The organism is Streptomyces sennicomposti (assembly GCF_019890635.1).
Taxonomy (GTDB): domain Bacteria; phylum Actinomycetota; class Actinomycetes; order Streptomycetales; family Streptomycetaceae; genus Streptomyces; species Streptomyces sennicomposti.
In genome coordinates this window covers 42,486-69,275 of the sequence record NZ_JAIOAB010000027.1, presented here as the reverse complement: position 1 = coordinate 69,275, position 26,790 = coordinate 42,486, and the positions used below count along the sequence as shown (strand labels likewise).

22 protein-coding genes are annotated in these 26,790 nt (G+C 73.5%); 18 read left to right on the top strand and 4 right to left on the bottom strand.

The window, feature by feature from the left end:
* Positions 1-156: 156 nt before the first annotated feature.
* The 6 genes from K7787_RS32450 to K7787_RS17125 all read left to right on the top strand — a co-directional run bounded on the left by K7787_RS32450 (position 157) and on the right by K7787_RS17125 (position 6,556).
* Positions 157-1,314, top strand: coding sequence for a HEAT repeat domain-containing protein (locus K7787_RS32450; protein ID WP_223001972.1), 1,158 nt, complete (start codon positions 157-159; stop codon positions 1,312-1,314).
* On the top strand, positions 1,308-2,351 hold the full coding sequence (locus K7787_RS17145) for a MerR family transcriptional regulator (protein ID WP_223001970.1): 1,044 nt from the start codon (positions 1,308-1,310) through the stop codon (positions 2,349-2,351). Before K7787_RS32450 ends, K7787_RS17145 begins: the two co-directional genes overlap by 7 nt.
* Positions 2,352-2,624: 273 nt before the next feature.
* Positions 2,625-3,008 carry a response regulator gene (locus tag K7787_RS32280; RefSeq protein WP_308036376.1) on the top strand — a complete coding sequence of 128 codons (384 nt, stop codon included), beginning with the start codon at positions 2,625-2,627 and terminating at the stop codon, positions 3,006-3,008.
* Between the two features lie 234 nt (positions 3,009-3,242).
* Positions 3,243-3,992 (top strand): lytic polysaccharide monooxygenase, encoded by a 750-nt coding sequence (locus tag K7787_RS17135; protein WP_027758452.1) that lies wholly within the window; start codon positions 3,243-3,245, stop codon positions 3,990-3,992.
* Between the two features lie 444 nt (positions 3,993-4,436).
* The gene (xynA, locus tag K7787_RS17130) at positions 4,437-5,456 is read left to right on the top strand and encodes an endo-1,4-beta-xylanase XynA (RefSeq protein WP_223001968.1); all 1,020 of its coding nucleotides are present in this window, start codon (positions 4,437-4,439) and stop codon (positions 5,454-5,456) included.
* 35 nt (positions 5,457-5,491) lie between these two features.
* A complete protein-coding gene (locus tag K7787_RS17125; protein WP_223001966.1) occupies positions 5,492-6,556 on the top strand; it encodes a polysaccharide deacetylase family protein in 1,065 nt (354 codons plus the stop codon).
* Positions 6,557-6,649: 93 nt separating this feature from the next.
* Here the strand turns inward: K7787_RS17125 and K7787_RS17120 are convergent, their stop codons facing one another.
* A complete protein-coding gene (locus K7787_RS17120; protein WP_223001964.1) occupies positions 6,650-7,972 on the bottom strand; it encodes an MFS transporter in 1,323 nt (440 codons plus the stop codon).
* 383 nt (positions 7,973-8,355) lie between these two features.
* Here K7787_RS17120 and K7787_RS17115 point away from each other — a divergent pair, with 383 nt between their 5' ends.
* The 4 genes from K7787_RS17115 to K7787_RS17100 all read left to right on the top strand — a co-directional run bounded on the left by K7787_RS17115 (position 8,356) and on the right by K7787_RS17100 (position 11,295).
* The gene (locus tag K7787_RS17115) at positions 8,356-8,745 is read left to right on the top strand and encodes a cell division protein SepF (RefSeq protein WP_009191194.1); all 390 of its coding nucleotides are present in this window, start codon (positions 8,356-8,358) and stop codon (positions 8,743-8,745) included.
* Between the two features lie 147 nt (positions 8,746-8,892).
* Positions 8,893-10,104: an AAA family ATPase gene (locus K7787_RS17110; RefSeq protein ID WP_223001962.1), complete on the top strand. Its 1,212-nt coding sequence runs from the start codon at positions 8,893-8,895 to the stop codon at positions 10,102-10,104.
* Positions 10,101-10,562 (top strand): nucleotide pyrophosphohydrolase, encoded by a 462-nt coding sequence (locus K7787_RS17105; protein WP_223001960.1) that lies wholly within the window; start codon positions 10,101-10,103, stop codon positions 10,560-10,562. The genes K7787_RS17110 and K7787_RS17105 overlap by 4 nt, the downstream gene beginning before the upstream one ends.
* Positions 10,563-10,821: 259 nt before the next feature.
* Positions 10,822-11,295, top strand: a complete 474-nt coding sequence (locus K7787_RS17100) for a DUF6099 family protein (RefSeq protein ID WP_223001958.1) — start codon at positions 10,822-10,824, stop codon at positions 11,293-11,295.
* A 106-nt stretch (positions 11,296-11,401) separates the two neighbouring features.
* Here the strand turns inward: K7787_RS17100 and K7787_RS17095 are convergent, their stop codons facing one another.
* Positions 11,402-12,076: a trimeric intracellular cation channel family protein gene (locus K7787_RS17095; protein WP_169436471.1), complete on the bottom strand. Its 675-nt coding sequence runs from the start codon at positions 12,074-12,076 to the stop codon at positions 11,402-11,404.
* Between the two features lie 347 nt (positions 12,077-12,423).
* Between K7787_RS17095 and K7787_RS17090 the strand changes: the two genes are divergently transcribed.
* The 6 genes from K7787_RS17090 to K7787_RS17065 all read left to right on the top strand — a co-directional run bounded on the left by K7787_RS17090 (position 12,424) and on the right by K7787_RS17065 (position 22,009).
* On the top strand, positions 12,424-13,347 hold the full coding sequence (locus K7787_RS17090) for an LLM class F420-dependent oxidoreductase (RefSeq protein ID WP_019984128.1): 924 nt from the start codon (positions 12,424-12,426) through the stop codon (positions 13,345-13,347).
* A gap of 179 nt (positions 13,348-13,526) precedes the next feature.
* Entirely contained in the window at positions 13,527-15,113 is a 1,587-nt protein-coding gene (locus K7787_RS17085; protein ID WP_223001956.1) for a 3' terminal RNA ribose 2'-O-methyltransferase Hen1, read from the top strand.
* Positions 15,110-17,656, top strand: coding sequence for a polynucleotide kinase-phosphatase (locus tag K7787_RS17080; RefSeq protein ID WP_223001954.1), 2,547 nt, complete (start codon positions 15,110-15,112; stop codon positions 17,654-17,656). The genes K7787_RS17085 and K7787_RS17080 overlap by 4 nt, the downstream gene beginning before the upstream one ends.
* A gap of 159 nt (positions 17,657-17,815) precedes the next feature.
* The gene (locus K7787_RS17075) at positions 17,816-19,057 is read left to right on the top strand and encodes an arginine deiminase (RefSeq protein WP_009191202.1); all 1,242 of its coding nucleotides are present in this window, start codon (positions 17,816-17,818) and stop codon (positions 19,055-19,057) included.
* Positions 19,058-19,329: 272 nt separating this feature from the next.
* Positions 19,330-20,337, top strand: coding sequence for an ornithine carbamoyltransferase (argF, locus tag K7787_RS17070; RefSeq protein WP_223001952.1), 1,008 nt, complete (start codon positions 19,330-19,332; stop codon positions 20,335-20,337).
* Between the two features lie 229 nt (positions 20,338-20,566).
* On the top strand, positions 20,567-22,009 hold the full coding sequence (locus K7787_RS17065; protein ID WP_223001950.1) for an amino acid permease: 1,443 nt from the start codon (positions 20,567-20,569) through the stop codon (positions 22,007-22,009).
* On the opposite strand, the gene K7787_RS17060 is transcribed toward K7787_RS17065, so the two are convergent.
* Complete coding sequence (locus K7787_RS17060; protein ID WP_247720982.1) at positions 21,969-22,415, bottom strand: ATP-binding protein; 447 nt, start codon at positions 22,413-22,415, stop codon at positions 21,969-21,971. The two genes, K7787_RS17065 and K7787_RS17060, sit on opposite strands and share 41 nt — an antisense overlap.
* 341 nt (positions 22,416-22,756) lie before the next feature.
* Between K7787_RS17060 and K7787_RS17055 the strand changes: the two genes are divergently transcribed.
* Together K7787_RS17055 and K7787_RS17050 are read left to right on the top strand one after the other, a co-directional pair.
* Entirely contained in the window at positions 22,757-23,584 is an 828-nt protein-coding gene (locus K7787_RS17055; RefSeq protein WP_223001946.1) for an enoyl-CoA hydratase family protein, read from the top strand.
* Between the two features lie 7 nt (positions 23,585-23,591).
* The gene (locus tag K7787_RS17050; RefSeq protein ID WP_223001945.1) at positions 23,592-25,919 is read left to right on the top strand and encodes a bifunctional salicylyl-CoA 5-hydroxylase/oxidoreductase; all 2,328 of its coding nucleotides are present in this window, start codon (positions 23,592-23,594) and stop codon (positions 25,917-25,919) included.
* Positions 25,920-25,934: 15 nt separating this feature from the next.
* On the opposite strand, the gene K7787_RS17045 is transcribed toward K7787_RS17050, so the two are convergent.
* Complete coding sequence (locus K7787_RS17045; protein ID WP_019984137.1) at positions 25,935-26,777, bottom strand: PaaX family transcriptional regulator; 843 nt, start codon at positions 26,775-26,777, stop codon at positions 25,935-25,937.
* Between the last annotated feature and the right edge of the window lie 13 nt (positions 26,778-26,790).

Below are 26,790 nucleotides of genomic sequence, written 5' to 3'. Positions count from 1 at the left end.
TGGGGATGGCGGGCGGGGGCGGCAGGTTCAGTAGCTCCCCTTCCTGGCGGCTCCCCGTCCCGGCAGGTCATCGTCCCGGCAGGTTCCAGGTCTCCGTCCCGGCAGGTCACCGGCTTGACCTTGACATGATGACAAGGTGTCCCCTGGAGGCAGGAGGTGGTTTCGATCAATCCGACAAACGGAACCCCGCGCGACACCCGTCTGGCCGGCGCCCTGAGCGCCGGCGACCCGTCGGTCCGGCTCCAGGCGGCCCTGGCGGCCGGTTCGAACCCCGGCCCCGCCCTCCTGGAGCCGCTCGTCGAGCGGTGCGCCGTCGAACCGGATCTCTTCGTACGGGACATGCTGTCCTGGGCGCTGACCCGCCTGCCGCCGGAGACCACCCTGCCCCGGCTCCGCCGGGAACTCGGCTCCGAACGCGCTCAGGCGCGCAGCCAGGCGCTGCACACGCTCTCCAAGATCGGTGACGAGCGCGCCTGGGGCTGGATCACGCACGCCATGCTGCGCGACCCCGACGACGAGGTCGCGCGGACCGCGTGGCGTGTCGCGGTCGCCCTGGCGCCCGAGGACGAGAAGAAGGACCTGGCGGGCGAACTGGCCGGGCAACTCGGGCGCGGGGACCGTGAGGTGCGGCTGAGCCTGAGCCGGGCCCTGGCCGGTCTCGGCGATGTCGCCGAGACCGCCCTGGCGACGGCCGCGGCGAGCCCCGACCCGGCGGTGTCCGCCCACGCCCGCGCCACCCAACTGCTCCGCCGGGACCCGGAGATCGGCTTCGACGCGGCGGTCGAGGAGGCGAAGCGCGTGGTGGCCCTCGGCCCGGAGCGAGCCGCTGCCGCGGGGGCGGGCACCGGCACCGGGGGCGGGCCGGGGGCCGACGGGGCAGGGGAGACCGCCGACGCAGGGGAGACCGCCGGGCCGATGGGGGCCACGGAGGCGAGGGGAGGGCGCGAACCCACGGGGCCGTCCCAGCCCACGGGGCTGACCGAGCCCGTGGGGTCCATCCAGCCCGTGGAACCGACCCAGCCCGTGGGGTCGATCCAGCCCGTGGAACCGACCCAGCCCGTGGGGTCGATCCAGTCCATGGGGCCGACCGAGCCGTCGGTGCCGTCCGAGGCCGTGAGGGATTTGAGGGCCGCGAGGGCCGAGGAGGCGGAGCGATCCGGGCGGGCCGACAACGCCGAGAGGGCTGACAACGCCGAGAGGGCCGACAACGCCGGGCGAGCCGAGAACACCCAGAAGGCCGAGAACACCGGGCGAGCCGAGAAGACCGAGAACGCCCGGCGGGCCGAGAACACCGGGGAGACCGCGGAGTGCTGATCGGCGAGGTGGCCCGTCGCTCGGGGGTGAGCCCCCGGATGCTCCGGCACTACGAGGCCCTGGGGCTGGTGCGGCCGACCGGCCGCACCGTCGGCGGCTACCGCGAGTACTCCGCCGGGGACGTCCGCAGGATCTTCCACGTGGAGAGCCTGCGTTCCCTCGGCCTCTCGCTCAAGCAGATCGGACGCGCGCTGGAGGACCCGGGCTTCTCCGCGTCCGCCCTGGTCGGCGATCTCGTCCGGCGGACGGAAGAGCGCCTGGAGCGGGAACGGGAACTGCTCGGGCTGCTCCGCGCCGTAGACGCGTCGGCGCCCGCCGGCTGGCCGGACGTCCTGCGCATCGTCGCGCTCATGCAGGGGCTCGACTCGTCCAGCGCCGCCCGCAGGCAGCAGGCGGTCCTGGCCCGGCCGGAGGGCGCCCCGGTCCCCGCCGAACTGCTGGCCGGGGCCGTCCTGACCGAGTCCGACCCCCATGTCGCCGGCGCCCTGCGCTGGGCGCTCGCCCGGTCGGGCGGCGACGCCGTGGCGTCACTGGCCGCCGGACTGCGCTCGGCGGACGTGGACATCAGACGGCGCGCGGTGCTGGCGATCGCCGAGATGCCCGAGGCCCCGGGAGCGACCGCGGCACTCGCGGACGTGCTCGGGGACCCGGACCCGACGGTGCGCGGACACGCCGCTCTGGCGCTGGGCAGGTGCGGCGAGACCGCGGCCGTTCCCGCGCTCGTGGGGATGGTGGTCGAGGGGGACCACGACGTCGAGGCGGCGGAAACCCTGGGCCTGCTGTCCCGGGACCCCGAGTGCGCGGACCGGGTCCTGACCGCGCTGGCCGGCCGGCTCGCCTCGCCCACCGCGGACTCCGCGACGCGGATCCGTCTCACCCAGGCACTGGTCGAGCTGTCGGGGACGTCCGTACGGGAGATCCTGCGCCGGCTGACCCACGACGACGACCGCGCCGTCGCCCTCGTCGCCTCGGCCTTCCTCACGCCCCTCGCCGAGCGCTCCGCAGACGACGAGGACGAGGACGACGGAACTTCCTGAGGACCCCCTGAAAAGCCAAGGACCCCCCGCAAAAGCCAAGGGCTCCCTGAAAGGGCGAGGACTATCCGAGGCGAGGACTTCCCGAAAGGGCGACGAGGCCTCCCGCACGGGGCAGCCGATCCACCGGACGCGCCCACGCGCCGATCTCCAGCAAGTACGCCTTCTCCACCCGCGGAAGCAGCCGCCGTCTCCGCGGGCGCCGCCGCGGGCGGAAGCCCGGACGAGGCTGTACGGCGGCTCGGCGAACGGCTGGCGCAGGAACTCGGCATCGCCGTGGACGTCCATGTCACGGGTACGCCCCGGCCGCTGCCGCCGGCCGTCGAGGTGGTGGCGCCGCGGGCCGCCCAGGAGGCGCTGGCCGACGTCCGCGAGTCCCCCGTCCACCGGCCTCACCGCGCCGGCGACCCCGTCCACCGGGGCCGCATGCTCGACGGGCGGCCCGACCCGGAGGTCGTCGGCACCGCCTCCTCCGGTCCCGAGGGCGTCGCCCTGTGCGCGCGGCTGCCGCCCGACATCGTGCCGATGGACCTGAGGATGCCCGGCGGGGACGGCGTGGACGCCACCCGGCGGATCGTCGCCGCGCACGCGGACGCCACCCGCGTAGCTTCGGCAAACTCGGCGTCTCCGACCGCACGGCCGCGGTCGCCCGTGCGATGAGACTCGGGCGGCTCGCGGCGGGCTGACCGCGAACCGCCCGCTCAGCGCCCTGAAGCCCCATCTCCCCGCCCCGTACGAGCAGTTCGCCTTGTCCAACCCCTTGACCGAGTGCGCTCCCCGAGTATGGTCTAGACCAAGTCCAGGGCAGGTCTAGACCTGTGCGCCTTCTTTCGGAGTGTGAGCGCCGACTCCCGCGCGGCGCCGGCTCCGGTCCATCGAGGAGAGTGGTATGGCATGAACACGAAAAGACGGGTGGCCTGTGTGATCGGCGCGCTGGCCGCGCCCGTGCTCGCCGTCAGCCTTCCCGCGAGCTCGGCCAGCGCCCACGGCTGGGTCACGCTGCCCACGAGCCGGCAGGAGCAGTGCGCCGAGGGCGTCGTCTCCTGCGGCCAGATCAAGTACGAGCCGCAGAGCGTCGAAGGGCCCAAGGGCCTGTTCAGCTGCAGCGGAGGCCACGCGGAGTACGCCGAGCTGGACGACGACAGCAAGGGCTGGAAAGCCACGCCGGTCGGCTCCTCGGCGACGTTCACCTGGCACAACACCGCCCGGCACGCCACCGCCAACTGGCAGTACTTCATCGGCGGCCAGAAGATCGCCGAGTTCGACGGCCACAACGCGCAGCCCGGCGCCGACGTCAGCCAGCAGGTGGACTTCGGGAGCTTCACCGGCCGTCAGAAGGTCCTGGCCGTCTGGAACATCGCGGACACCGCCAACGCCTTCTACTCCTGCGTCGACGTCGTCATCGGCGGCGGCGGTGACGGCGGCGGCAGCGGTGGCGGGACCGGGGGAGGCGACGGCGGCGGCACCGGCGGCTCGGACACCTGCACCGCGGCCGCCTGGGACCCCGCACGTGTCTACAACGGCGGCGACACCGTCTCCTACGGAGGCCACACCTGGCGCGCCAAGTGGTGGGTGACCGGCGACAAGCCCGGCACCACCGGCGAGTGGGGCGTCTGGGAGGACCTCGGAACCTGCCCTGCCTGACCGTCCCGGCGACACCCGGCCTCGGCCGACCCCTCCAAGGGGGTCGACCGAGGCCGTTCTCGTTCCACCGGCCATTCTCGTCGTCCCACCGGCGGTCCCCGTTCCGTCGGCTGTTCTCGTTCCACCGGCTGCCCACGTTCCACCAGCCCGTCGCGGATCGCCTTCGAAACATTCGCAAGCCGTCAGCGCGCCGATGATCCAGGCATCGGAGACCGCGCCATGTGATGCGCCGGCATTCGCCGTCCTGCCCCAACTGAGCTGCGCGTAACGCCATTTCGAGCGAATCGTCGGGTCGCGAAGCTTTCGAAACAATTACCGAAACCGTTGACACCCGACAGGGGCGGGCCAACACTCGGTCGTCGTCACCTCCTGGCGCCGGCGCCGCCCTCACGGGCCCGCCGTGCTGCCCGCCCCCACCTGCCCGCACGAGGAGGAAGCACGGACATGAACGCACTCGTACGGCTCAACCACCCGCAAGAAGGCCGCTTCAGACTGCTCGTCAGGAGCGTTTGGGCCGTCGCGCTGCTCGCCCTGGCCGTCCTGGCGATGCCGGGCGCCGCGAGCGCCGACACGGTCATCACCTCGAACCAGACCGGCACCAACAACGGTTACTACTACTCGTTCTGGACCGACGGCGGCGGCTCGACCTCCATGAACCTCGGCTCCGGCGGCAACTACAGCACCTCCTGGACCAACAGCGGCAACTTCGTGGCCGGCAAGGGCTGGAGCACCGGCGGCCGCAAGGCGGTCGGCTACTCCGGCAGCTTCAACCCGTCCGGCAACGCCTACCTGGCGCTGTACGGCTGGACGACCAACCCGCTGGTCGAGTACTACGTCGTCGACAACTGGGGCACCTACCGGCCCACCGGCACCTACAAGGGCACCGTCACCAGCGACGGCGGCACCTACGACATCTACGAGACGACCCGGGTCAACGCCCCCTCCATCGAGGGCACCAGGACCTTCAACCAGTACTGGAGCGTACGGCAGTCCAAGCGGACCGGCGGCACCATCACCACCGGCAACCACTTCGACGCCTGGGCCTCCCATGGCATGAACCTCGGCGCCTTCAACTACATGATCCTCGCCACCGAGGGCTACCAGAGCAGCGGAAACTCCAACATCACGGTGAGCGAAGGCGGTTCGGGCGGCGGCACGGGCGGCGGGGGAACCGGCGGTGGCGGTGGTGGTACGGGTGGTGGTTGTACGGCGACGTTGTCGGCGGGGCAGCAGTGGAGTGACCGGTACAACCTGAACGTGTCGGTGAGCGGGTCGAGCGACTGGACGGTGACGATGAACGTGCCGTCGCCGGAGAAGGTGCTCGCGACGTGGAATGTGAGCGCGAGTTATCCGAGTGCGCAGGTGTTGTCGGCGAAGCCGAACGGCAGTGGCAACAACTGGGGTGTGACCATCCAGACGAACGGCTCCTGGACCTGGCCCACGGTCACCTGCACGGCCAACTGACCGCCCCCGACGACCCGCGAAGGAGGACCCTTACCATGCGCGCTACCGCACACCCGTCGCCGCGTGCCCGGGCCGTGAGAGCGGCCGTCGCGGCGCTCGCCGTGACCGGCGCCGCCACCGTCGGCGCCACGCCGAGCCAGGCCGCCCCCGCGCCCCGGACCGCCCCCGCACTCAGGACCGCCGACGCGCCCCGGGCGGCCGCCGCCTGCACCGGATACGTCGGGCTGACCTTCGACGACGGCCCGTCCAACGACCACACCCCGGCCCTGCTCAACGCGCTGAGGCAGAACGGCCTGCGGGCCACCATGTTCAACGAGGGCCAGTACGCCGCAGCCTATCCGGCGCAGGTCAAGGCGCAGGTGGACGCCGGCATGTGGGTCGGCGACCACAGTTACACCCACCCGCATCTCACCCAGCAGAGCCAGGCGCAGATCGACTCGGAGATCTCCCGCACCCAGCAGGCCATCGCGAACGCGGGCGGCGGCATACCGAAGCTGTTCCGGCCGCCGTACGGGGAGACCAACGCGACGCTCAAGGCGGTCGAGGCGAAGTACGGTCTGACCGAGATCATCTGGGACGTCGACTCGCAGGACTGGAACGGCGCGAGCACCGACGCGATCGTGCAGGCCGTCAGCCGGCTCACCGACGGCCAGATCATCCTGATGCACGAGTGGCCCGCCAACACCCTCGCGGCGATCCCGCGCATCGCGCAGACGCTGGCGGCCAAGGGCCTGTGCGCCGGCATGATCTCCCCGCAGACCGGCCGCGCGGTCGCCCCCACCGGCGGCGGCACGGGTGGCGGGGGAACCGGCGGTGGCGGTGGTGGTACGGGTGGTGGTTGTACGGCGACGTTGTCGGCGGGGCAGCAGTGGGGTGACCGGTACAACCTGAACGTGTCGGTGAGCGGGTCGAGTAACTGGACGGTGACGATGAACGTGCCGTCGCCGGAGAAGGTGCTCGCGACGTGGAACGTGAGCGCGAGTTATCCGAGTGCGCAGGTGTTGTCGGCGAAGCCGAACGGCAGTGGCAACAACTGGGGTGTGACCATCCAGACGAACGGCTCCTGGACCTGGCCCACGGTCACCTGCACGGCGAACTGACCGCCCCGGCACACCCGTGCCGCTCACGGAGCACACCCACGTGTGACGCCGCGGTCCCGGCCGCCGCGTCACACGTGTCGCCCGTCCGGCACGTCATACGGACGTGACCGGCCCGCCCGGCCCCGCCGCCGTCGCCTCCATGACCGGGCCCGTACCGTACCCGGCCTCCGGCGGTTCCGTACGGCGGGTCAGGCGCCGTACGTCCGGGACGCACAGCACCGCAAGTGTCAGCAGCAGCACCAGCGCCGAGCAGCCCCACAGCGCGGCCGGGCGGCCCACCGCGTTCTGCACCGGACCGGCCGCCGCCGTCGCCAGCGGCACCAACGAGATCGAGCCCAGCCAGTCGTACGACGACACCCGGGAGAACTTCTCCTCCGGCACCTCCTGGTGCAGCGCCGACATCCACGCCACCGCGAACACCTCGACGCTCACCCCGGTCGCCAGCATCACCGCCACCAGCGCGGGCGCCGGCACCGGCACCGCCAGCGCGGCGGACGGCAGCGCCAGCGGCAGCACCGCGAGCACCCCCACCAGCAGCATCCGCCGCGGCGCCCAGCGGGTCATCAGCAGCCCGCCGAGCACCGTGCCCACCCCGAAGGCGGACAGCGCGAGCCCCCAGGGCTGCGGTCCGCCCAGCCGCTCCCGCGCGACCAGCGGGCCGTAGACCGTCTCGGCCGCCGCGACCATCGCGTTCACCACGGAGAACTGCAGCACGATCGACCACAGCCAGGGACGGCCGACCACCTCGCGCCAGCCGTCCCGCAGATCCGCGAACAGCCCGGCGCCGCCCCGCCGCTCGGGCATCCCGCGCACGTCGAGGAAGGCGCGCAGCGCACCCGCCACCGCGAAGGCCGCCGCGTCGATCGCCAGCACCCACCCCGGCCCGGCCACCGCGACCAGCGCGCCGCCGAGCCCGGTGCCGAGGATGCCCGCGCCGTTCACCCCCATCCGGAAGACGGCGAAGGCGCGCCCCGACCGGCTCCCGGAGACCGTGGCCAGCACCATCCCCTCGGCGGCGGGGGAGAAGAACGCCTGACCGGTGCCGCCCAGCGCGGACAGCGCCGCCATCTGCCACACCTGTGCCGAGCCGGTCAGCACCAGTACGGCGAACAGGGCCTGCGAGACGCAGTTGAGCGCGTTGGCCGCGACCATCACCCGGTGCCGGGGCAGCCGGTCCGCCAGCGCACCGCCGACCAGCAGAAACACGATCAACGGCACCGTCCGGGCGGCCGCCACCAGTCCCACGTCGGTCGCCGAGCCCCCGACGGCGAGCACCGCGAAGGCCCCCGCCACCAGCGCACCGGAACTGCCGAGGCCGGACACGACGGCGGCGGCGGTCAGCAGCGTGTAGTTGCGTCCCGCCCACGCGGGACGAGCGAGGCGGGCGGGGCGGGCGGGCAGGCGAAGGGGACTCACCCACGGATTATCCCCGCACCGCGCACCCGGCTCCCGCCGCACCCCTTGCCCGCCCCCTCCGTCCGCAGCCCGCCCCTCTCGTCCGCAGCCCGCCCGTCCGTCGGCAGGGCGCCCCCTCCGTCCGCAGGCCACGTTCTCCGTCCGCAGGCCGTCCGGTCCCGTCCGCACGCCGGCCGGTCCCTCCGCCGGCCGGTCCCTCCGCAGGCCGGCCGGATTCGCCGGGGGCGGGGATGGCCTCCGGGGGACGGGGCAGGCGTCCGGGGGCGGGCGTGACGTTCGCCTCGTGTTCGTCGCCCAACGTGTCGCTGTTGGGCCGAACAGGTGACATGGCGTAAGAATTGGCTGGTGCAGGCGATGAGTGCGAGGCAGATCGGGGGGAGCCGGTGAACAGCCACGATGTCACCGATGAACAGTGGGAAGGGCTCGCCCAGGTCGTGCCGCTGCGCGGCCGCGACTCATGGCCGTCCGCGGTGGACCACCGCGCCCTGCCGGAAGCGGCGACGGAGATGCGCCGCCGCTTCGTCGTCCTCCGGGTCAACGTGTTCGCGGACGCGCGCGACGTCGCCGAGACGCTGATGGCGGGGATTCCGGTGCTGCTGGACCTCACGGGCGCCGAGGGCGAGGTCGCCAAGCGCATCCTGGACTTCAGCACGGGCGTTGTGTTCGGCCTGGCGAGCGGGATGCACCGGGTCGACCGCAACGTCTTCCTGCTGACCCCGCCCGGCACCGAGGTGAGCGGGCTGATGGAGAGCGCCGCCGTCCCCGGCATGTGAGCCCGGCGCGGCGGGCCGGGGCCGGTCCTCATGGGCCCGCGTCGTCAAGTCCCGCTGACGCGGCCGGACTCGGGGCCGTCCCCCGATCGTGGGAAGGCGGTCCGGGCGGAACGGTTCGCCCTGGTCGCGGGGTTCTACGGTCCGGACATGACCGCGTTCCCGGCGCCCGCCACGCCCGCCTCCCCGACCATGCCGTCCCCGCTCCGGTCCCCGGACCCGTCCCCTTCGTCGCCGGGTCCGTCCCGGCCGGAGCGGGCATGCGTCACGGAACTGCGGCTGTCCGCCTTCGCCCGCCACCGCGGGCTTCGTCTCCCGTTCGACCCGCTCACGCTGCTGGCCGGGCCCAGCGGGTCGGGCAAGACCGCGGCGCTGCGCGCCTACGAGGCGCTGGCCCGGCTCGCCGGCGGGGCCGCGCTGGACGAGGTGTTCCCCGATCCGTCGGCCTGCGTACCCGAGGGGGCCCGGCCCGACGCCCAGCGCCGCCGCGGCTTCCGTATCGGCTGTACGGTCGACGGCCCCCGGGGACCGGTGCGGCTGGACCTCGCCGTCCAGGCGGAGCCGACGCTGCGGGTGGTGGGGGAGCGGCTGAGCGCGGGAGGCCTCGTCCTGCTGGAGACCGCGCTGCGCGATCCGGGGCGGCGGACGGTCGAGGCATCCTGGTACACGGGCGGGCCCGCGGCGGTGACCCGTGCGGCGCTGCCCGACGACCGGCTCGGCACCGCGCTGCTGCCGCTGCGGGTGGCCGGACGCACCGAGGGGCAGCGGCAGGTCCTCGCCGCGGCCGAGCAGACGGTCGTCGCCCTGCGCTCGGTGTACGTCTGCGCACCGCGCCCCGGACGGATGCGCGCGCCCGCTCCCGTGGACGCCGGGCGGCTGACCCGCGGCTGCGACAACCTCGCCGCCGTGCTGTGGCGCACCCGCGCCGAGTGCGGGCGGCGGCACGCGCTGCTGGTGGAGGCGGTGCGGGCCGGCTGCGCCGGGCCGGTGGCCGATGTCCGCGCCGAACCGGCGGGCGAGGGGCGGGTACGGGCGGTGCTGGATCGCGGGGACGGGACGCGCACCGGGTTCGAGCGGCTGGGCGACGGCGAACTGCGGTACATCGCACTGGCGTTGGTGCTGCTGACCGGACCCGGGGTACTGGAGGTCGATCCGGCGGGCGAGGTGCCGGAGGCCCTCCAGACGCTCACGGTCCTCGTCGACGGTCTCGACCTGGGCCTGGACCCGCGTCAGCGGGCCGCGCTGCTGGGACTGGCGGCGCGGATGTGCGAGCGGGGGCACATCCGGCTGGCCGGGGCGGTGAGCGACGGGGGCCTCCTGGGCGAGGAGCCCGCGGCGCGGGTGGTAGACCTGGTGCCGTGACCGATCACCACGACTCCGCGTCCGCCGGCTCCGCCGCCCCGCCGGACCTGGCGGCGCTGCGGCGCAGGCTGGCCGAGTTCGCCGCGGCCCGCGACTGGCAGCCGTACCACACCCCGAAGAACCTGGTCGCCGCGCTCAGCGTCGAGGCCTCCGAGCTGGTGGAGATCTTCCAGTGGCTGACTCCGGAGGAGTCGACGCGGGTCATGGCGGACCCGGACACCGCGTTCCGCGTCCGCGACGAGGTCGCCGACGTCCTCGCCTACCTGCTCCAGCTGTGCGAGGTCCTCGACATCGACCCCCTGGCGGCCCTGTCCGCGAAGATCGACCGGAACGAACAGCGGTTCCCGCCCCGGTCCGCCGGTTCGGCCCGGGGCGCAGCCCCCGCCCCGGGTGGCCGTCCCGCCCCGGGCGGCCGTCCCGCCCCCGGTGAACGGCCCGAGCCGGGCGAGCGGCCCTAGCCGTCCCCACCGCACCCGCCGGCGGCACGGCGTCCGGTACGGGCCGGTTTCGGCCTGCCCGGAGGGGTACGGGGAGGGGCGACCACCCCGGCATCGTCACGTTCAGTAGTCATTCACTGAGTCGAAACCGATTTGTTGTCCATGAATTTCCGTCTTGCTCTGGCTTTTCGACTCAGTCACCCTCACTCTGGGTAGTGAACTGAACAAGGCAGTTCGGGCTGACGTGCGAGGAGCATGTCGGGAGAGACGGGGGCAGCGCATGGACGCGGTGCGGCTCATCCTGGCGAGCAGGCGTGGCCTGGCGGGGAGCGACGGCGCCGCCGCCATCCTCACGGAGGTGTGGCAGGCGCAGGCCCTGGCGCAGGCGATCGGCAGTCGGCTGGCGGTCTCCGGACCACCCGAACTGCGCGGCGAGGCACTGGGGTTGACCGAACTGGCGGGCCGGGGCTGCGGAGTCCTGGACACGCCGGACCTGGACCCGGACGACCTGCTGGCCGCTCAGCTCACCGAACTGAGCGACGCCCGCCGGACGTTGCTCAGCCTCGGCGGTCTGCTCGGCGAGGTCGGCATCGCCCTGGTCGGCGTCGCCGGCTCGGCCGTGGACGAGCGGACGTACTGGCAGTGCGTGGAGGCCATCGACGCGGCCGACGAGTCCCGCGACCGGGTCCGCGAGATGCTGCGGAAGCTGGCGGCCCGCGACCAGTCGGCCCTGCCGGAGCGCGAGCCGGGCTGACGACGCGGTCCCGCCGGTGCCGACGGCGGCCGGGTCGACGGCGGCCGGGTCGGCGGCAAGAGGCCCGAGCCATCCCGTGGGCCCGACGGACGCGCGCCCGCCCGCCTCAGCCGCCCCCGCCCCGGGCGCCCCGCGGCCGCCAGTCGCGGTGGGTCGGCAGCCGCCACCCCCAGGACAGCGAGGCCAGCCGCAGCAGCGTGCCGGTGACCACACCGGCCAGGATGCCGACGACGGGCGCGCCGAGCCGGCTGCACACCACCATCACCGCGCCCGCCAGCGCCGCGACCGTCGCGTACAGGGTCCTGCCGCCCAGCACCCGGGGCATCTCGCCCAGCAGCAGATCCCGTACGGCCCCGCCGCCGACCGCCGTGATGGTGCCGAGCAGCACCGCCGGCAGCCAGCCCAGACCGACCGCGAGGGTCTTCTGCGCCCCGGCGACGCCCCAGACGCTGAGCGCCGTGGCGTCCAGCAGGTTGAAGGCGCGCCCGGAGGTGTGGCGGCTCACGTCGTACAGGAAGGACAGCAGGGTCCCGGCGACGGCGACGGTGAGATACGTGTAGTCGGTCAGGGCGACCGGCGTGCCGTGCTGCAACAGGGTGTCGCGGATGATGCCGCCGCCCAGGCCGGAGACGACGCCGATGACCAGGAAGCCGAACAGGTCCAGGTCGCGCTCGCGGGCGAGGACGCCGCCGAGCATGCCGTTGGCGAAGACACCGCTCAGGTCCAGCGCACGGGTGGCCTCCGAGACGTTCTCCGGCGACAGCAGACCGGACACCGGCACCGCACCTCCCTCACCGTCACCTCAGCCCTCACCCGCCCCCTCACCCCTCAGCGAACCACCCGCGACGGCCCCCCGCCCGCCGGCACGACACGATCGGCCGCACGCCCCCACCGTCCGCCCCCGCCCCCGCACACACCCGCGTCATCCCTCCACGCCCGCCACCGACCACTCCCCACGCCCGCCATCCACCATCCCCCAAGCCCGCCACCGACCACCCACCACACCCACCACACCCACCGCAACCCCTGGCTGCCCCCGCCCCTCACCCCACCCCCCACCAGCAGAAACACCCGCATCCCCGGACCCGTCGGCAAGGGCGACGGGGCCGGTGGGTGCAGGATGGAGACATGGATCTTCGCATCTTCACCGAGCCCCAGCAGGGGGCCACCTACGACACACTGCTCACCGTGGCCAAGGCCACCGAGGACCTCGGGTTCGACGCCTTCTTCCGCTCGGACCACTACCTCAGCATGGGCAACACCGACGGCCTGCCCGGCCCCACCGACGCCTGGATCACCCTCGCGGGCCTCGCCCGCGAGACCAAGCGCATCCGCCTCGGCACGCTGATGACCGCCGGCACCTTCCGGCTGCCCGGCGTGCTCGCCATCCAGGTCGCGCAGGTCGACCAGATGTCCGGCGGCCGGGTCGAGCTGGGCCTGGGCGCGGGCTGGTTCGAGGAGGAGCACAAGGCGTACGGCATCCCCTTCCCGAAGGAGAAGTTCGCCCGCCTGGAGGAGCAGCTGGCCATCGTCACCGGGCTGTGGGCGACGGAGGTCGGCAAGACCTTCGACTTCCGCGGCGCCTACTACCAACTGACCGAGTCGCCCGCGCTGCCCAAGCCCGCGCAGGCCAGGATCCCGGTGCTCATCGGCGGGCACGGCGCGACCCGCACCCCGCGGCTCGCCGCCCGGTACGCCGACGAGTTCAACATCCCGTTCGCCTCGATCGAGGACAGCGAGCGGCAGTTCGGCCGGGTGCGGGCCGCCGCGCAGGAGGCCGGCCGCGACCCCGGCGACCTCGTCTACTCCAACGCCCTGGTGGTCTGCGTAGGCCGTGACGAGCAGGAGATCGCCCGCCGGGCCGCCGCCATCGGCCGCGAGGTGGACGAGCTGCGCGCCAACGGCCTGGCCGGCACCCCGGCCGAGGTCGTCGACAAGATCGGCCGCTACGCCGAGATCGGCTCCCGGCGGATCTACCTCCAGGTCCTCGACCTCGCCGACCTGGACCATCTGGAACTGATCTCCACGCAGGTGCAGTCGCAGCTGTCGTAGCGGCCGCGGCCGCCCGGGACGGCCCCTTCGAAGGGCCGTCCGAAAACCAAGCGCGCCGGTCAGCAGCCCTGTGCCAAGGTGGACGCGTCGTGCTGCCGAGCCCCCGGGGCGAGTGTTCTCGGGGGCTCTCGCGCGCACGGCGACCCATTCGTCGTCCACCGGCCGGAGAGGCCCTCCGCATGTTCCTGACCATCACCACCACCGGCACACCCGACCGCCCCGCGACCGACCTCGGCTACCTGCTGCACAAGCATCCCGGCAAGGCGCAGGCGTTCTCCACCTCCTACGGCACCGCGCACGTCCTCTACCCGGAGGCGGACGAACAGCGCTGCACGGCGGCGCTGCTGCTGGAGGTCGACGCGGTGGCCCTGGTGCGGCGGGGCAAGGGCAAGGGCCGGGGCGGAGCCCCCGACGCGGCACTCGCGCAGTACGTCAACGACCGCCCCTACGCGGCCTCTTCGCTGCTCGCCGTCGCGCTGAGCGGCGTCTTCTCCAGCGCGATGCGCGGAGTGTGCCGAGCCAGGCCCGAACTCACCGCGCGGCCACGGCCGTTGCACATCGAGATACCCGCGCTGCCGGCCCGTGGCGGACCCGCGCTCGTCGAGCGGCTCTTCGCGCCGCTCGGCTGGACGGTCGCCGCCGAACCGGTGCCGCTGGACACCGAGTTCCCCGAGTGGGGCGCCTCCCGCTACGTACGGCTGACCCTGGACTCCGAGACCCTGACCCTCGCCGCGGCGTTGCGCCATCTGTACGTCCTGCTCCCCGTCCTGGACGACGCCAAGCACTACTGGGTCTCCTCCGACGAGGTCGACAAGCTGCTGCGGGCGGGCGAGGGCTGGCTGCCCGGCCACCCGGAGCAGAAGCTGATCACCAGCCGCTATCTGACCCGCCGCTGGTCGCTGACCCGGCAGGCGATGGAGCGCCTGGAACTGGTCCGGCTCGCCGAGACCGACGACAGCGACGTCGCCGAACTCGACAACGCGGTGGCGGACGAGGCGGAGACCGAGGAGCGGCCCACCCCGCTCGCCGTGCGGCGGCGCGAGGCGATCACCGCCGCGCTGGCGGCGGCCGGCGCGGCCCGGGTGCTCGACCTCGGCTGCGGCGAGGGCCAGTTGGTGCAGGCACTGCTCAAGGACACGCGGTACACCGAGATCGTCGGCGTCGACGTGTCGGTGCGGGCGCTCACCATCGCCGGACGGCGGCTGAAGCTGGACCGGATGAGCGAGCGGCAGGCCGCGCGCGTCAAACTCCTCCAGGGCTCCCTCGTCTACACCGACAAGCGGCTCAAGGGGTACGACGCCGCGGTGCTCAGCGAGGTGATCGAGCACCTCGACCTGCCCCGGCTGCCCGCCCTGGAGTACGCGGTGTTCGGCGCCGCCCGCCCCCGCACGGTCGTGGTGACCACCCCGAACGTCGAGTACAACGTCCGCTGGGAGTCCCTGCCCGCCGGGCACGTCCGGCACGGCGACCACCGCTTCGAGTGGACCCGCGCCGAGTTCCGCGCCTGGGCGGACGCCGTCGCCGAACGGCACGGCTACGCCGTGGAGTTCGCCCCGGTCGGCCCCGACGACCCCGAGGTGGGCCCGCCCACCCAGATGGCCGTGTTCACCCGCACGGCCGGCCACGAGAAGACCGGCGCGACCGGCAGCACCGGCGAGACCAGCAGCACCGGCGAGACCAGCAGAACCAGCGGTACCGGCACGGCCGGTGAGACCAGTGGTACCGGCACGGCCGGCGAGAGCGAGAAGGAGGCGAAGGCGGCATGAGCGAGACCACCACCCGGCGGGAGCGCGTCCTGCCCGTCACCGACCTGTCCCTCGTCGTCCTCGTCGGGGCCTCCGGCTCGGGCAAGTCCACCTTCGCCCGCCGCCACTTCAAGCCCACCGAGGTCATCTCCTCAGACTTCTGCCGCGGTCTGGTCAGCGACGACGAGAACGACCAGAGCGCCAGCCGCGACGCCTTCGACGTGCTGCACTACATCGCCGGCAAGCGCCTCGCCGCCGGCCGCCGCACCGTGGTCGACGCCACCAGCGTGCAGTCCGACGCCCGCAAGCAGCTGATCGAGCTGGCCAGGCGGTACGACGTGCTGCCCATCGCCGTCGTGCTCGACGTGCCCGAGGAGGTGTGCGCCGAGCGCAACGCGGCCCGCACCGACCGCGCCGACCTGCCCCGCCGGGTGATCAACCGGCACGTCCGCGAACTGCGCCGTTCCCTGCGCCACCTGGAGCGGGAGGGCTTCCGCAAGGTGCACGTCCTCAGGGGCGTCGAGGAGGTCGAGCACGCCACCGTCGTCACCGAGAAGCGCTTCAACGACCTCACCCACCTCACCGGCCCGTTCGACATCATCGGCGACATCCACGGCTGCTCCGCCGAACTGGAGGCGCTGCTCGGCAAACTGGGCTACGTCGACGGTGTGCACCCCGAGGGCCGTACGGCCGTCTTCGTCGGCGACCTGGTCGACCGCGGGCCCGACTCGCCGGGCGTACTGCGCCGGGTGATGGCGATGGTCACGTCGGGCCACGCGCTGTGCGTGCCGGGCAACCACGAGAACAAGTACGGCCGCCACCTCAAGGGCCGCGCCGTCCAGCCCACCCACGGACTGGCCGAGACCATCGAGCAGATGGCCGGCGAGAGCGAGGAGTTCCGGCAGGAGGTACGGGAGTTCATCGACGGCCTGGTCAGCCACTACGTCCTCGACGGCGGCCGGCTGGTGGTCTGCCACGCGGGACTGCCGGAGAAGTACCACGGCCGCACCTCCGGCCGGGTCCGCTCGCACGCGCTGTACGGCGAGACCACCGGCGAGACCGACGAGTTCGGCCTGCCGGTGCGCTACCCGTGGGCCGAGGACTACCGCGGCAAGGCCGCCGTGGTCTACGGCCACACCCCCGTCCCGGAGGCCACCTGGCTCAACAACACCATCTGCCTGGACACCGGCGCCGTCTTCGGCGGCAAGCTGACCGCGCTGCGCTGGCCGGAGCGCGAGCTGGTCGACGTACCGGCCGAGCGCGTCTGGTACGAGCCGGTCAAGCCGCTGCGCACCGCGGCGCCCGGCGGGCACGACGGACGGCCGCTCGACCTCGCCGACGTGCACGGGCGCCGGGCGGTGGAGACCCGCCACGCGGGCCGCGTCGCCGTGCGCGAGGAGAACGCGGCGGCGGCCCTGGAGGTGATCAGCCGGTTCGCGGTGGACCCGCGGCTGCTGCCGTATCTGCCGCCCACCATGGCGCCGACCGCCACCTCCGGGGTGGACGGCTATCTGGAGCACCCGCGGGAGGCGTTCGCCCAGTACCGGGAGGACGGCGTCGCGCGGGTGGTGTGCGAGGAGAAGCACATGGGCTCGCGGGCGGTGGTCCTGGTGTGCCGGGACGCCGACGCCGCCCGCCGCCGCTTCGGCGTGGACGGTCCCACCGGCTCGGTCTACACCCGCACCGGCCGCCCCTTCTTCGACGACCCCCAGGTCACCGAGGAGATCCTGGACCGGCTGCGCACGGCGGCGACCGGCGCGGGACTGTGGACGGAACTCGGCACCGACTGGCTGCTGCTCGACACCGAGCTGATGCCGTGGTCGCTGAAGGCGGCCGGCCTGCTGCGGGGGCAGTACGCGGCGGTGGGCGCGGCGGCCGGGGCCGCCTTCCCCGGCGCGCTGGCCGCGCTGAGCGCCGCGGAGTCCCGGGGCGTGGACGTCTCCGCGTTGCTGGGCCGCCAGCGGCAGCGGGCCGAGGACGCCGCCGCGTTCACGGCCGCCTACCGGCGCTACTGCTGGACCACCGAGGGACTGGACGGCGTGCGGCTCGCGCCGTTCCAGATCCTGGCCGCACAGGGCCGCAGCCTCGTGGAACTCCCGCACGACGAGCAGCTGGCGCTGATCGACCGGCTGGTGGACCACGACGCCACCGGCCTGCTCCAGATCACCCGCCGCCTCTACGTCGACACGGCGGATGCGGAGTCGGTCCGCGCGGGCGTCGACTGGTGGCTGGAGATGACCGGGCGCGGCGGCGAGGGCATGGTCGTCAAGCCGCTGGGCGCGCTGGTGCGCACCGAGCAGGGGCGGCTGGTCCAGCCGGGCATCAAGTGCCGCGGCCGCGAGTACCTGCGGATCATCTACGGTCCCGAGTACACCCGGCCGGACAACCTCGCCCGGCTGCGGCAGCGGTTCCTGAACCACAAGCGGTCGCTGGCGCTGCGCGAGTTCGCCCTCGGCGCGGAGGCCCTGGCCCGCCTCGCCGACGGCGAGCCGCTGTGGCGCGTGCACGAGGCGGTGTTCGCCGTGCTGGCCCTGGAGTCGGAGCCGGTGGACCCCCGCCTGTAGCCCCGCAGGCAGCCCCGCCGGCGGTGCCGCCTGCGGCCCCGTCGGGCCGCACCCTCGCCCGGACGCCCGTACCCGTACGGGCGTCCGGGCGGGGAACAACCGGGCGCGGAAACCGGGAAGCGGTGGGTGAAGTCCCGGTTCGGTGGTCAGGATGGAGGCATGGGATTCCATGTCGACTCCGAGGCCGGGCGGCTGCGCCGCGTCATCCTGCACCGGCCCGATCTCGAGCTCAAAAGGCTCACCCCCAGCAACAAGGACGCCCTCCTCTTCGACGACGTGCTGTGGGTGCGCCGGGCGCGCGCCGAGCACGACGGGTTCGCCGACGTGCTGCGCGACCGCGGGGTCGCCGTGCACCTGTTCGGCGATCTGCTGACCGAGACGATGGAGAACCCGTCGGCGCGGTCGCTCGTCCTGGACCGCGTCTTCGACGAGAAGGAGTACGGCCCGCTCGCCACCGACCATCTGCGGGCCGCCTTCGAGACCCTGCCCGCGCAGGAACTGGCCGAGGCGCTGATCGGCGGCATGACCAAACGGGAGTTCCTCCAGGCGCACGCCGAGCCGGCCTCCGTGCGCTTCCATGTGATGGACCTCGACGACTTCCTGCTCGGGCCGCTGCCCAACCACCTGTTCACCCGGGACACCTCCGCCTGGATCTACGACGGCGTCTCCATCAACGCGATGCGCTGGCCCGCCCGGCAGCGCGAGACCGTCCACTTCGAGGCGATCTACCGCTACCACCCGCTCTTTCGCAGCGAGCCGTTCCACGTGTGGTCGGAGGGGCAGGCCGATTACCCGTCCACCATCGAGGGCGGGGACGTGCTGGTCATCGGCAGCGGGGCCGTGCTCATCGGGATGAGCGAGCGGACCACCCCGCAGGCCGTGGAGATGCTCGCGAACAAGCTGTTCGCCGCCGGTTCGGCCCGCACCATCGTCGCGCTGGACATGCCGAAGCGGCGCGCGTTCATGCACCTCGACACGGTGATGACCATGGTCGACGGCGACACCTTCACCCAGTACGCGGGGCTCGGCATGCTCCGCTCGTACACGATCGAGCCGGGCTCCGCCGACAACGAGCTGAAGGTCACCGACCACCCGCCGGAGCACATGCACCGGGCGATCGCCGCGGCGCTCGGGCTGAGCGAGATCCGGGTGCTGACCGCCACCCAGGACGTGCACGCGGCCGAGCGCGAGCAGTGGGACGACGGCTGCAACGTCCTCGCCGTCGAGCCGGGCGTCGTCGTCGCCTACGAGCGCAACGCCACCACCAACACGCATCTGCGCAAGCAGGGCATCGAGGTGATCGAGATCCCCGGCAGCGAGCTGGGCCGGGGCCGCGGCGGCCCCCGCTGCATGAGCTGCCCGGTCGAACGGGACCCGGTGAGCGGCCGGGGCCTCGCCTGAGGACGAGTCCTCACCCGAGAGGCGCGGCGCGGGGCAGGCGGGCGCCAGGAGGAAACCCCGCCCCGCCGACCCCCGGCGGCTCCGCGCGCTCCCCGATGCTCCCGCGTCCTCCAGCGGTCCTGCCCGGCCTCCCGGCGGTCCCGCGATCTCCAGCGGCTCCGCCCCGGCACCCGGCCCCCGGCCGAGTCACCTCTCGCATACCTGTTGCATAGAAATTCTGTCGGTCGTATAGAATTCCAGAGTCTCTGTCCCTCACCCGTTGGAGCGCCCCCATGGCGACAGTCCCGACCGCCCTCGCCGGCCGCCACTTCCTCAAGGAGCTGGACTTCACCGGGGAGGAGTTCCGCGGTCTGATCGAGCTGGCCGCCGAGCTGAAGGCCGCCAAGCGGGCCGGGGCCGAGACGCGGTACCTGACCGGCAAGAACATCGCGCTGATCTTCGAGAAGACCTCGACCCGCACCCGCTGCGCGTTCGAGGTCGCCGCCGCCGACCAGGGCGCCTCGACCACGTATCTCGACCCGTCCGGATCGCAGATCGGGCACAAGGAGTCCTTCAAGGACACCGCCCGGGTCCTCGGCCGGATGTTCGACGCGATCGAGTTCCGGGGCGACAGCCAGGCCGCCGTCGAGGAGCTGGCCGCCCACGCCGGCGTCCCCGTCTACAACGGGCTCACCGACGACTGGCACCCCACCCAGATGCTCGCCGACGTGCTGACGATGACCGAGCACACCGCCAAGCCGCTCAACGAGATCGCCTTCGCCTACCTCGGCGACGCCCGCTTCAACATGGGCAACTCCTACCTGATCACCGGCGCCCTACTCGGCATGGACGTCCGCCTGGTCGCGCCCAAGAGCTACTGGCCCGCCCCGGAGATCGTCGACCGGGCGCGGGAGCTGGCCGGGACCAGCGGTGCGCGCGTCACCCTCACCGAGTCCGTGGCGGAGGGCGTGCGCGGGGCCGACTTCGTCGCCACCGACGTGTGGGTCTCCATGGGCGAGCCCAAGGAGGTCTGGGAGGAGCGCATCGAGGCGCTCGCGCCGTACGCGGTCACCATGGACGTGCTGCGCGCCACCGGCAACCCGGACGTGAAGTTCCTGCACTGCCTGCCCGCCTTCCACGACCTCGGCACCAAGGTCGGCCGCGAGATCCACGCGCGGTACGGCCTGGAGTCGCTGGAGGTCACCGACGAGGTCTTCGAGTCGGCCCACTCGGTCGTCTTCGACGAGGCGGAGAACCGTCTGCACACCATCAAGGCGGTCCTGGTCGCCACCCTCGCCTGACCGAAGCCCACCCAAGCCCACCGGAGCCCCGCCAAGCCCTCTCGGCCGGCCCGCCGGCCGAGGCTCCGCCGCCGCCCCGCCTCCGCTCCCCACAGCGGCGGCCCGCGGCCCCTGTCCCACGGCCCCACCAGGCCGTATCCTGGCCGACGGCGCGGAACCACCCATTCCGCCCGTCGCGCGATCTCATCCCGATCGCCCCGCACCACCAGAAACGAGCACCACACCCCCCATGCCCGCTCCCCGCATCAAGTCCCCCCAGCGTCTGCTGGCCGAGTCCGGCGCCGACCGCGAGGGCCACGGCCTCAAGCGCACGATGGGCCTCTTCCAGCTCGTCTGCTTCGGCGTCGGGGCGATCGTCGGCACCGGCATCTTCGTCGGACTGTCCGACTCGGTCGCCCAGGCCGGTCCCGCCGTCGTCGTCTCCTTCGTCCTCGCCGCGATCACCTGCGTGCTGACCGCGTTCGCCTTCGCCGAGCTGGGCGGCGCCATCCCCGTCTCCGGCTCGTCGTACTCCTTCGCCTACGCCGGTCTCGGCGAGTCCACGGCCTTCCTGGTCGGCTGGTGCCTGCTGCTGGAGTACGGCGTCTCCGTCTCGGCGGTCGCGGTCGGCTGGAGCCAGTACGTCAACGAGCTGCTGCACAGCCTCACCGGATGGCAGCTGCCCGCCGTCCTGTCCGCGGGACCCGGCGACGGCGGCGTCGTCAACCTGCCCGCCGTCATCGTGATCGCCCTGGCCGCCGTGCTGCTGGTGCGCGGCGTGCGCGAGAGCGCCCGCGCCACCGCCGCGATGGCGATCCTGAAGCTGGTCATCCTCGTCGCGTTCTGCGCCATCGGCTTCACCGCGTTCAAGCACGGCAACCTCACCCCCTTCTCCCCGGCCGGGCTCGGCGGCATCGGCGCGGGCACCACCGCCGCGTTCTTCTCCTACATCGGCTTCGACGCCATCACCACCGCCGGCGAGGAGGCCAAGAACCCCCGCCGCGACATCCCGCTCGCCATCCTGGTCTGCATCGGCGTGGTCACCCTGCTGTACTGCGCGGTCGCGCTCGCCGCGATCGGCGCCATCGGCGGCGGCCAGGTCGGCGACCGGCCCGCCGCGCTGAGCTACGTCGTCAACGTGGTCACCGGCTCCTCCGCCGGCGGCGCGGTGATCGCCTTCGGCGCGGTCGTCGCCATCGCCTCCGTGGTGCTCGCCGTGATGTACGGGCAGACCCGCATCCTGCTGTCGATGTCCCGGGACGGCCTGGTGCCGCGGGTCTTCGAGAAGGTCTCGCCGAAGACCTCGACGCCGGTCGCCGGCACCCTCGTCGTCGCCGTCGTCTTCGCGCTGCCCGCCGCCTTCGCCTCCCTGGACGCGGTGGTCAACCTCTGCACCATCGGCACCCTGGCCACCATGGCCGTCGTCAACGTCGCGGTGATCGCGCTGCGCCGCCGCCAGCCGGACCTGGCGCGCAGCTTCCGGGTGCCGCTCTACCCCGTGGTGCCGCTGCTCGGCGTCGTCTGCTGCCTGTACCTGATGTACGAGACGGGCTGGTCGACCTGGCTCCAGTTCGCCGGCTTCCTCGCCGCCGGAGCGCTGGTCTACGTCCTCTACGGCCGCCGCCACTCGCGGCTCGCGGCCGGCGCCGAGGTCACGCCGGACCCGGCAGCCCAGGAGCTGCAAGCAGTCTGAACCACACCGCCTTGCCCGACCCGGTGGGCCGGTGCCCGCAGGAGGAGCTGAGGGCGCGGATCAGCAGCAGCCCGCGCCCGCCCTCCCGCCACGGGTCGGGCGGGGTGAGGTCGGGGCGGGTCAGATCGCCGGGCGGCGCCGGGTCCGGGTCGCGCACCTCGACGTGGCAGCCGCTCGGCAACAGCTCCACCAGCAGTTCTATCGGCCCGCCGCCCGCCGTGTGCTCGACGGCGTTGGCGACCAGTTCCGCCGTGAGCAGCTCCGCGGTGTCGCTGTCGGCCGAGTGCTCCAGTTCGGCCAGCGCCGTACGCACCAGGGCGCGGGCCACCGGCACGGCGCCGGCCGAGTGCGGCAGCGCGACGTGCCAGGAGGCAAGGGGGGAGTGGGGCACCGTGTGTCCGTTCATGACGCAGAACGTCCCAGTGGTCGCCATGAGGCTGTCCTGCTTTCGACGTGAGGAATGGTACGGGGGCCGCCGCCGGCGGTGCGCGGCGCCCTCCGCCCGGAGCCGCCCGGGCCCCGGCACGGGCGGAACTACCCACGTCAGCCGCCCCGCTCCCGTCTCTCGCGCCCGCCGTTACCCGGCCATCGCCGAGCTGTGACGAAGCCGCCGGAAGCGACGGGTCCCGGCCACATTGTCACGGCCCCTATCGCGTACTCGTGACGACGGTCACAGATGGGTGATAACTTCGTCGGGAGAGCTGAGCGCGCACCGACCAAGGCCGTTCGCCGAGGAGGCCGCCCGTCATGAGTCCCTTCACCGGCTCCGCCGCCCGCACCGCCGACTGGCGCCATCTGCGGGTCGCCCACGACGACGGCGTCGCCACCGTCACCCTCGCCCGCCCCGACAGGCTCAACGCGCTCACCTTCGGCGCCTACGCCGACCTGCGCGACCTGCTCGCCGAACTGTCCCGCGAGCGCTCCGTGCGCGCCCTCGTGCTGGCCGGCGAGGGGCGCGGCTTCTGCTCGGGCGGCGACGTGGACGAGATCATCGGCGCCACCCTGGCCATGGACACCGCCGAGCTGCTCGACTTCAACCGGATGACCGGCCAGGTGGTGCGGGCGGTGCGCGAGTGCCCGTTTCCGGTGATCGCGGCGGTGCACGGCGTGGCCGCCGGCGCCGGGGCCGTGCTCGCGCTGGCCGCCGACTTCCGGGTGGCCGACCCGAGCGCCCGGTTCGCGTTCCTGTTCACCCGGGTCGGACTGTCCGGCGGCGACATGGGCGCCGCCTATCTGCTGCCCCGCGTGGTCGGTCTCGGCCACGCCACCCGGCTGCTGATGCTGGGCGAGCCGGTGCGGGCGCCCGAGGCCGAGCGGATCGGCCTGATCAGCCTCCTCACCGACGAGGGCCACGCCGACGAGGAGGCCCAGTCCCTCGCCCGCCGCCTCGCCGACGGCCCCGCCCTCGCGCACGCCCAGACCAAGGCCCTGCTCACCGCCGAACTGGACATGCCCCTGTCCGCGGCCGTCGAGCTGGACGCCGCCACCCAGGCCCTGCTGATGAACGGCGAGGACTACGCCGAGTTCCACGCCGCCTTCACCGAGAAGCGGCCCCCCAAGTGGCAGGGGCGGTGAGGGCGCGGTGACCGGCGCGCCCCGGCAGGAGACGACCGGCGCACCCCGAGGCGGGGCGAACGGCCCGCTCAGGGTCGCGGTCGTCGGCGGCGGCCCCGGCGGCCTGTACACGGCGGCCCTGCTCAAACGGCTCGACCCGGCCCGCGAGATCACCGTCTTCGAACGCAACGCGCCCGACGTCACCTTCGGTTTCGGCGTCGTCCTCTCCGACGAGACGCTCGGCGGCATCGAGCACGCCGACCCGGTGGTCCACGAGGCGCTCCAGCGGGACTTCGTGCGCTGGGACGACATCGACATCGTGCACCGCGGCACCCGGCACACCTCCGGCGGCCACGGCTTCGCCGCGCTCGGCCGGCACCGGCTGCTGCACATCCTCCAGGAGCGCTGCCGCTCGCTCGGCGTCGCGCTGCGCTTCCGCACCGAGGCCCCGGACCCGGCCCGGCTGAAGGAGACGTACGACCTGGTCGTCGCCGCCGACGGTGTGCACAGCGCCACCCGCGCGGCCCACGCCGACGTGTTCCGGCCCCGGCTGACGCAGCACCGCTGCCGCTACATCTGGCTCGCCGCCGACTTCGCCTTCGACGCCTTCCGCTTCGAGATCGCCGAGACCGAGCACGGCGTGATGCAACTGCACGGCTATCCGTTCGCCGCCGACGCCTCCACCGTGATCGTGGAGATGCGCGAGGAGGTGTGGCGGGCGGCCGGCTTCGCCGAGCTGGACGAACAGGGCTCGGTGGAGCGCTGCGCCAAGATCTTCGCCGACGCCCTGGGCGGCCGCCCGCTGCGCTCCAACAACTCCGCCTGGACCACCTTCCGCACGGTGGTCAACGAACGCTGGTCGCACGGCAACCTCGTCCTGCTCGGCGACGCCGCCCACACCGCCCACTTCTCCATCGGCTCCGGCACCAAGCTCGCCGTCGAGGACGCCCTCGCGCTCGCCGCCTGCCTGGACGAACAGCCCACCCTCGCCGAGGCGTTGACCGCCTACGAGGACGAACGCAAACCCGTCGTCGCCTCCACCCAGCGGGCCGCCCGGGCCAGCCTGGAGTGGTTCGAGAACCTGGACCTCTACCTCGGCCAGCGGCCCCGCCAGTTCGCCTTCAACCTGCTCACCCGCAGCCGCCGGGTCACCCACGGCAACCTGCGGCTGCGCGACGCCCGCTTCACCGACGCCGTCGAGCGCGACTTCGGCTGCCCGCCCGGCACCCCGCCGATGTTCACCCCGTTCCGGCTGCGCGGCCTGACCCTGCGCAACCGGGTCGTGGTCTCGCCCATGGACATGTACTCCGCCGTCGACGGCGTCCCCGGCGACTTCCACCTCGTCCACCTCGGCGCCCGCGCACTCGGCGGGGCGGGGCTGGTGATGACCGAGATGGTGTGCGTCAGCCCCGAGGGCCGGATCACCCCCGGCTGCGCCGGACTGTGGACCGGCCGGCAGACCGAGGCCTGGCGGCGGATCACCGACTTCGTCCACCGGCAGGCGCCCGGCGCCGCGATCGGCGTGCAGCTCGGCCACAGCGGACGCAAGGGCTCCACCAAAGTCATGTGGGAGGGCATCGACGAACCGCTGCCCGAGGGCAACTGGCCGCTGGTCGCCGCCTCCCCACTGCCCCACCGCCCCGGCGGCCAGATCCCGCGCGAGGTGACCCGGGCACAACTCACCGACATACGCGAGCAGTTCGCCACCTCCGCCTGGCGGGCCGCCCGGGCCGGCTTCGACCTCCTCGAACTGCACTGCGCCCACGGCTACCTGCTCTCCGGCTTCCTCTCCCCGCTCACCAACCACCGCACCGACGCCTACGGCGGCTCACTGGACAAACGGCTGCGCTTCCCGCTGGAGGTGTTCGACGCGGTGCGCGCGGTGTGGCCGGAGGAACGGCCGATGACCGTCCGGCTGTCGGCCACCGACTGGGCCGAGGGCGGCACCACGGCCGAGGAAGCGGTGGAGATCGCCCGCGCCTTCGCCGCGCACGGCGCCGACGCCGTCGACGTGTCCACCGGGCAGGTGGTGGCCGAGGAGCGGCCGGAGTTCGGGCGCTCGTACCAGACGCCGTTCGCCGACCGCATCCGCAACGCGGTGGGCGTCCCGGTGATCGCGGTCGGCGCGATCTCGTCCTGGGACGACGTCAACTCCCTGATCCTGGCCGGGCGCACCGACCTGTGCGCGCTGGCCCGCCCGCACCTGTACGACCCGCACTGGACCCTGCACGCCGCCGCCGAGCAGGGCTACGAGGGCCCCGCCGCCGTCTGGCCCGCTCCCTACCGCGCCGGCAGCCGCCGCCCCCGGACCGGCCGCACGGACGCGCCCAAACCCCGCCTCACCCTGCGTAGTTGAGCCGAGGCGCGGGCGTCACACCCGGCCGGCCGGAACGGACACCCCCGCGTAGACCGCGCCCGCCTCGTGCAGCCGCTCGTGCAGCGCCCGGAACACGGCCGCCGAACGGGCGCCCGGCCAGTTGGCGGGCAGCAGCCGGGCGGGCAGGCCCGGGTCGGCGTAGGGGAGATGCCGCCAGGAGTCCAGGGCGAGCAGATAGTCCCGGTACGCCTCCTCCGGCGGGGTGTCGGCGCGCTCCTCCCAGGCGCGCAGCACCGGCGCGTGCCGGTCGAGGAACGCCTCGTGCTGCGCGGCCAGGGCCGCCAGGTCCCACCAGCGGGCCACCGCCTGGGCCGTCGGCGCGAACCCCAGGTGGTCGCCGCGGAAGAAGTCCACGTACACGTCCAGGTCCAGCCGCCGCAGCGTGTTGCGGGTCTCCTCGTACAGCCGGGCCGGGGCGATCCACACCCCGGGCGCCGCCGTGCCGAAGCCGAGCCCGGCCAGCCGGGAGCGCAGCACGTGCCGCTTCTGCCGCTGCGACTCCGGCACCGAGAACACCGCCAGCACCCAGCCCTCGTCCTCGCCGGGCGCCCCCGCGTACACCCGGCGGTCGCCGTCCTCCAGCAACTGGAGTGCCTGTGGCGAGAGTTCGTAGCCGGCCGCGCCCTGCCCGGTGCGGGCCGGGAGCAGCAGCCCGCGCCGTTTGAGGCGGGACACCGAGGAGCGCACGGAGGGCGCGTCCACGCCCACCGCGGCCAGCAGCCGGATCAGCTCCGCGACGGGCACCGGGCCCGGCACGAAGCGGCCGTACGCGCCGTACAGCGTGACGATGAGGGATCTCGGGGCGGGTTGCGCGGACTGCTCGGACACGTTGATCATTTTAGGTCGTCGG

Bases quoted from the DNA above. Each gene is read 5' to 3' on its own strand.
- K7787_RS17100 (WP_223001958.1), top strand. From the start codon at position 10,822: ATGGACGCGGTGCGGCTCATCCTGGCGAGCAGGCGTGGCCTGGCGGGG.
- K7787_RS17055 (WP_223001946.1), top strand. From the start codon at position 22,757: ATGAGTCCCTTCACCGGCTCCGCCGCCCGCACCGCCGACTGGCGCCAT.
- K7787_RS17110 (WP_223001962.1), top strand. From the start codon at position 8,893: ATGACCGCGTTCCCGGCGCCCGCCACGCCCGCCTCCCCGACCATGCCG.
- K7787_RS17135 (WP_027758452.1), top strand. From the start codon at position 3,243: ATGAACACGAAAAGACGGGTGGCCTGTGTGATCGGCGCGCTGGCCGCG.
- K7787_RS17125 (WP_223001966.1), top strand. From the start codon at position 5,492: ATGCGCGCTACCGCACACCCGTCGCCGCGTGCCCGGGCCGTGAGAGCG.
- K7787_RS17045 (WP_019984137.1), bottom strand. From the start codon at position 26,777: ATGATCAACGTGTCCGAGCAGTCCGCGCAACCCGCCCCGAGATCCCTC.
- K7787_RS17085 (WP_223001956.1), top strand. From the start codon at position 13,527: ATGTTCCTGACCATCACCACCACCGGCACACCCGACCGCCCCGCGACC.
- K7787_RS17090 (WP_019984128.1), top strand. From the start codon at position 12,424: ATGGATCTTCGCATCTTCACCGAGCCCCAGCAGGGGGCCACCTACGAC.
- K7787_RS17060 (WP_247720982.1), bottom strand. From the start codon at position 22,415: ATGAACGGACACACGGTGCCCCACTCCCCCCTTGCCTCCTGGCACGTC.
- argF (WP_223001952.1), top strand. From the start codon at position 19,330: ATGGCGACAGTCCCGACCGCCCTCGCCGGCCGCCACTTCCTCAAGGAG.
- K7787_RS17080 (WP_223001954.1), top strand. From the start codon at position 15,110: ATGAGCGAGACCACCACCCGGCGGGAGCGCGTCCTGCCCGTCACCGAC.
- K7787_RS17065 (WP_223001950.1), top strand. From the start codon at position 20,567: ATGCCCGCTCCCCGCATCAAGTCCCCCCAGCGTCTGCTGGCCGAGTCC.
- xynA (WP_223001968.1), top strand. From the start codon at position 4,437: ATGAACGCACTCGTACGGCTCAACCACCCGCAAGAAGGCCGCTTCAGA.
- K7787_RS17075 (WP_009191202.1), top strand. From the start codon at position 17,816: ATGGGATTCCATGTCGACTCCGAGGCCGGGCGGCTGCGCCGCGTCATC.